The sequence below is a fragment of the Halochromatium sp. genome (genome assembly GCF_054919635.1).
Window position 1 is genome coordinate 1 of record NZ_JBUDPI010000236.1, and the last position, 6202, is coordinate 6202.

At 63.0% G+C, this 6202-nt stretch carries 2 protein-coding genes and 1 pseudogene; all 3 read right to left on the minus strand.

Annotation, left to right across the window (positions count from 1 at the left end; all coding sequences use genetic code 11):
- Nucleotides 1-3291: methyltransferase domain-containing protein (locus ACY693_RS13505; protein ID WP_462322350.1), on the minus strand; the 3291-nt coding region annotated here is incomplete at its 3' end.
- 63 nt (nt 3292-3354) lie between these two features.
- A pseudogene (locus tag ACY693_RS13510) lies at nt 3355-4486 on the minus strand (IS5 family transposase).
- Nucleotides 4487-4669: 183 nt separating this feature from the next.
- Nucleotides 4670-5782: a FliC/FljB family flagellin gene (locus tag ACY693_RS13515; RefSeq protein ID WP_462322351.1), complete on the minus strand. Its 1113-nt coding sequence runs from the start codon at nt 5780-5782 to the stop codon at nt 4670-4672.
- Between the last annotated feature and the right edge of the window lie 420 nt (nt 5783-6202).

The window sequence follows — 6202 nt, forward strand, 5'->3', positions numbered from 1 at the left end:
TCCGGGCCTGGGCCGGGGCGCGCCGGGGCGGCGCGCGGGTGGCCGGGGCGCGCCGCGTGAGCGACGCGGCGAGACGGCCTTGGCATGCACCGGCCGCTGCAGCAGCCAGAACTGCCGCTGGCTCAGACCGTCGTCGCACAGCTGTCCTTCGTGTAAGCGCGTGAATCCAGCACTGGCCACGGCGGTGGCGGTATCCTCGAATCCAGGCTCGGGCTGGTGGGGATCACGGGTACCAATACTTTCGAATAGCACCACACCGCCCGGCTTGCAGCGCGCGAATAAGCGCTCGCCAAGGTCTTCTTTGGCGCCCTCAAGCCAGGGATGAACGTCCGTGGCAATGACCAGATCAAAGGTCTCGTCGCTGCGCCACTTGGCGAAGCTGCTCGTTTGTAACTGGATATGCGAATGACCCAGATGTGTCGCCACCGCGTTGCCAATCGCCACACAGCTCTCGCTAACATCCAGCCCCACCCCAGCCTTGAGCCTGCTTGCCAGCCCCAGCAGCAGGTAGCCGTGGTTGCAGCCGATGTCCAACGCGGTGGCCTGCTCCGGCAACCAAGCCTCCAGCCCATAGGCGGCCAGACGCGCCATGGTCGGGCGACTGCCGGGCAGCCGCAATGGCTCGAAGGCCTGATAAGCCAGGCCGAAATCGTTGAAGCCGTAGCTTAGACCTTTATCGGGGTAGCGCTGCCACAGCGAAAAGACCCGCTGATGCAGGGTTGCCAGGGCTTGATGCGCCTCGTCCTCGCTATCGGCGAGCACCTCGCGCAACCGCGCGTAAGCGTTCACGGTGTCCAAAGACTGCGGTACGGTCGCGCAGGCCTGCCAGAGCGCATCGATCGCGGCTTGAGTGTTGCCCGCTGCCCGCTGCGCCAAGCCCAGGCCGAGCAGCAGGCGCGTGCGCCGGGAGCCTTGCTGCGAGCCGAGCAGGTCGAAGGCGCGCGCATACTGCGCCAGCGCGGCCTCACCCCCGGCGCCGGATGCGCCCAGCGCCCGTTCTAGACGCACCTTGGCATCGAGCCACTCGGCGCGAAGATCACAGGGCCGGCCCATGTCTGCGGCGCGCAGGCGCGCATCATCAACACCAAGCAAGGCCTCACAGTGGTTGAGCGCCGCCGTCAGTTCGCGCGGCTTTTGGCTGTCTCGGTAGACGAACAGACCAAGGTGCTTGACCGCCAAGGCGTCGCCAAAGGCCTCGCTCAGCGTCTCCAGGGTACGTTTGGCCAGTTTGGTTTGCCCCGCCCGCCACTGCGCCCAACCGAGCGCCAAACGGTAACGGAGCTCGCGCGCGCTGCCGGCCTTGACCTGGCTGCACAGGGTTGCCAGCTCGGTGATCGCCTGCTGGTGCTGCCCCCAGCGCGAGAGCGCCTCAGCGAGCATGTAGCGCGCCTCGTTGTCGTGCTCCTGCTGGTTCAGGTGCTGGCGTGCCATGTGGATCGCGGGCATCAGGCGATGTTCCGCGAGCAGGGTGGCCAGCGCGTGGAGGGGGCGTGGCTCCGACGGCGCCAAGGTGCGAAAGGTCGGCGCCTTCTGCGTCGCGCCATCGCTCGGCGCCTGCATATAGCCGCGCAGAGACAGATACCGCTCCGCCAACGCGGTGTCGACCGCGGCGAGCAGCTGGGAGGGCAGGTCATGGATGCCAAACATGGAATCGAGCAGAAAGGCCAAGCGCTGCCGCTGCTGGTCGTCCAGGCCCGCCATGCGTTCTGCAGAGGGCACAAAGAGCGCATCGGCATTCGCGAGCTGCGTGGCCTGCGGATGCAGAATGTCGACGCGCGTCGGCATCAGGCTGCGATGCTCGGGATTGTGCAGTCGGTAGAAGGCAAAGCCATGCCGGCTCGCCCAGTGGCTCACCTCGGTGAGATTGGGCTGCTGTTCGTGACTGGGCTGAAACACCACCCGCACCTGCAATAACAGGGTCTCGGCTAGGGCGCGCGCACCATGCTCCAGCACCGCGATGGCATCGGCGAACTCATCGAGCCGCAGCCAATCGAGCCTCCCCAGGCCTTCGATGTCGTCTAATCGGAGGGTATTGACCGGCAACGTCGCCAGCACTTGGCTGCCTGCCCGCAACGCAGGGGGTTGCTGTGGCTCTGGCAGCGGCGGCAGGGTCGCGCTGAGGTTGGCGTTCAGCGTGCCGTGCAGCGTCGCAGTTTGGCCGTCGCCCAACAACGCGTGCGGGATCAGTTGACATTCGTCGACGCCGGCGATGGACTTCGTCGCGATCTGGCTGGCGGGATCAAAGGCCACCACGGCCAAGGCGTTGCTCGCCATCAGCTCGCGGAAATTGGCCTGACGCAGAAGACGCGCGCCGTTGTCCACCGCCACCACTCGACCTTGTAATTGCCAGCGGAAGGTCTCGGCCGGGCGGCTCGGCAAACCCTCGGCGTCCATCGCCGCCTGATACCCGGCCTGAAGCGGCGCTAAGGCATGGGTTAATGGCGTGCTCAGGGCCGGTTGATCCCAAGGCATGGGCGCGGGGAGCGTTATCGCTGCTGTTGGCTCGCGCTTCCAGGCCGCCAGTAGGCGTTGCGCCAAGGCTGCCGGTGCGCGCAGCAGCGCCGCATGCTCCACCCAATAGAGCGGGTTGGGCAGCACGCTGGCCCAGTGCTGCACGGCCAGCTCCTGCGCGGCCAGCGCCTGGCCGAGCGCCGCTAGGCTTGCTTGCGGCCAGCCGCCGAGCCAGGGCGGCTGCAGATAGGCCGCCCAGCCGGCATCCAGCACCGCGCGGCTGCAGAACACCAGCGGCAGCTGTGGCAGCCACAGCCCCAACAGCCCCAGCTCAGGGCTTTCGCTGGAGACTCGGTAGAGCCTTGAGGCCGTTAGGTTATGTTCCAGCAGCTCCAGGCAGTCTTGGGCATCCGCTTGGCAGCGCGCCGGGGTCAGCGCGTCCAGATACGGGCGCAGCTCGCCATCAAAAGGGGCCAGGGTGTCTTTGATGAAATCGCCTAAGACCTGCTCCAGGCTCGGCAGCGGCGTGGTTGGCGCCTGGCCCTGGGCGGCACTGAGGAGCGCACCCAGCTGCGCGCTGCCATCCCCCGGTTGCTGCACCAGCAGGGCGGCCTGGCGGTACCCCAACCCGCCCTGCTGCAGCAGCGCATAACGCTCGCTCGTGAACAACGCGCGGCGGTCGCTGAGCGGAATGGCCGGGGCAGCGGCCGGAAGTGCCTGCTCGGCCAGCCGATGCGCGGCTTGGTAAGCATCAACGGCCGCCGCCGTTTCGCCGCGCTGCCAGAGATCGGCCGCATGGTGATAAGCGGAACGTACGTTTGGGGGGGCAGGATGGGTCACGGAGATTCCTTCAGCAACAGTTTAGACTTTTACATAGCCCACTTTTAGTGGTGTTTACAAAACCTACGTGGTCAACCGCCGTGCAAGCAGGCGCGCCTCAGCCTGCCAGTCCCGGGGCTCCGAAGACATGGCTAAGATGGCCGCGATGCATCATCAAGCGACGTGAGCGCTCGTTCCAGGCATGCGTGCGCTCGACGAGCCAGCGCTTGGGGAGCACGACGAAGCCATCGGCGTTGGCCTCAACGGTAAACAGATCGGGCTGCTCAGGATGAGTCCAGCGACCGACGTTGCGGTTAGCCGGATGACGGACAAGCTGCACCGGAATGTCATGCCGTTGCGAGACGGTCTGCGCGCATTGGCCGGCATAGCCGCCATCGACGTAGAGCGTCTCGGCACCGGGGTACTTGTCCATCGCCCCGTTGACGAGGGGATGGGCACCATCGCGATCCTGCACGCTCACCGCAATCACGCTCACGGCAAGCAGCAGCCCAAGTGTGTCGACCAGGAGATGGCGCTTGCGCCCCTTGACCTTCTTGCCGGCGTCATAACCGTGCTCGCCGCCCTGCGGAGAGCTGCGCGTGGACTGCGCACCGAGCAACGCTCCCGCTCGCTCGTCGCAACGCCCTTCGCGCTCGCGCCACAGCCCCCGTAACCGATCGTGTTTCTGTTCGAACTCGCCTTGCTCGCCCCAACGTCGGAAGCTGCGATAGAGGTCCTGCCATGGTGGAAACTCCTTCGGCAACATACGCCACGAATAGCCCGTGCGCACCACTTAGCAGCAGGTATCGACGAGCAGACGGCGTGGGTACTCCGGGGGCACGCTGCGCTTGACCGTATTGTCAAAGTTGTCCTCAACAAAGTTGTCCTCAACGAGTGTCTATTCGCGCTGCTTCAGGCAACTCGCATAGCGCTGCTCTGGCTCCAGGCGCCAATGCGAATGCGCGTCGGTGTACCCGTAGCGGCTCTCCTCGCTGTCTGCCGGCTTGATCTCTTCTCCGCTCCCGTCGCGCATACGGGACCATCCGGCATCCTGAAGCGCCGTAACTAACGTCTGTCCATGCGTCTTCACGCCCGTGCGTCGTTGCAACTCCTAGCCGATCTCCTCAAGCGTCGCGGTGCGGTCGGCCCCGACACTCGCGCTCAGTTCCCGCCGCTGCTCCGCCCGTAGCCTCAGTGGTCGTCCACGTTTCGACATCGCGCGTGCCTCCTCGCAAGATCAAGGTGACAGCATACCTTATCTTGTAAACACCCTCTGAATAGCCGAAGATTATTACGCTGTGCGCCATGCCTAGCGCACATTAAAAAAAACCGGCGCCATCATGGCACCGGTTTTAGTGTGACTAGCGATAAAGCATTGGCTCTATCGCTGAGGCTCAGGTTAACCGAGCAGAGACAGCACGTTCTGCGGCAATTGATTAGCCTGTGCGAGGACGGAAGTACCAGCCTGCTGCAGGATCTGGTTTTTGGTCATATTTGCCACCTCTTTTGCATAATCCGCATCTTCAATCCTTGAACGAGCGCTAGCCAAGTTGGTTTCGTTCGTGCTCAGGTTGGTGATGGCGTCCTGAAAGCGATTTTGTACAGCACCAAGGTCAGATCGCAGACTATCCACGGTACTCAATGCTTGATCAAGTGCTGCCAAAGGATTAGCCGTGGCGGTGTGGCCAGCGGCAGCATCTGCGTCATAAGCGTCCTTCGCCGCCTGGAGCCCAGCAGCATCTGTAAAATCGTGCGTCACAGTTCCGTCAGCGGCGACATCACCCGGAGCAATCTTGTACAGATTGCCGGCATCATCTTGTATCGCGTAATCAGCATACTTGCCTGTTGCTTTATCGAAAGTACCATAGCCATGCAGAGTGATATCACCTGCCGGACCATTTGCAACACCGGATAGGTCAATCTCGTCTCTGGTGATGGACCCCGCACCATCATCAGTGACAAGCTCAGTCAAGGCGGCAGAAAGACCGCCCAAAGTAAAACCGCTTATATTCAGAGTGTTGGAGTTGATCTCCTGAAGAGCGACAGAGATAGTCTCATTATCGTTTGCACCTACTTGAATCTTCACGTCTTGAGTGCTATCAAGCACTTTTACGCCGTTAAAGTCAGTCTCAGACGAAATGCGGTCGATTTCAGCGCGCCGCTGATTAATTTTATCCTGAATTGACTGTAAGTCGTCCTGAGAGTTGGTGCCATTCTGTGCCTGTACGGTCAGCTCACGCACACGCTGCAGGTTGTCGTTGATCTGGTTCAGCGCGCCTTCCGCGGTCTGCGCAACGGAGATGCCGTCGTTGGCGTTGCGCTGTGCGGTGGCCAGACCGGTGATCTGTGCGGTCATGCGGTTGGCGATGGCTTGACCGGCGGCGTCGTCCTTGGCGCTGTTGATGCGCATACCGGAGGACAGACGCTCCATTGCTGTGGACAAACTGCTCTGGCTCTCACGCAGATTCTGCTGGGCGATCAGGGAGGTAATGTTTGTGTTGATGACGGACATGGCTTGCTCCTGAAGAGACGTGGTGTTAGCGCCAGGGGGAGCGGTCTGTTGACTGCCTTGGCCTGTCGCAACGGCACCAGTGTTGGCCGTTACCCCGAATAACGGCCGCGCTGGGCGGCTCTTGAGCCTTGGCGGCTGGAATTTCTGCGCCTTGTGGGGGTTTTGTGACGCAGCGCACAGTGGGTGCGTGCTGGCCTCAAGTTCTGGTGGCAGCTGCCGTTACGCCCTTTAGGAATCGGCTAAGTCCGCGACACGTGACCCTTGCGAAGAGGCCACGCTGCGGCCACCGAGCCGAGCAGACCCTAACTGTTCCGACCAGGGAGCCAGTAGATCATGTCCAGCGCGATCACCGATATCAGCCAGACCGCACCCGGTGCGGCACCCGTCAACCAGCTCAGTCCACGCCAGCGCATGGAGGGC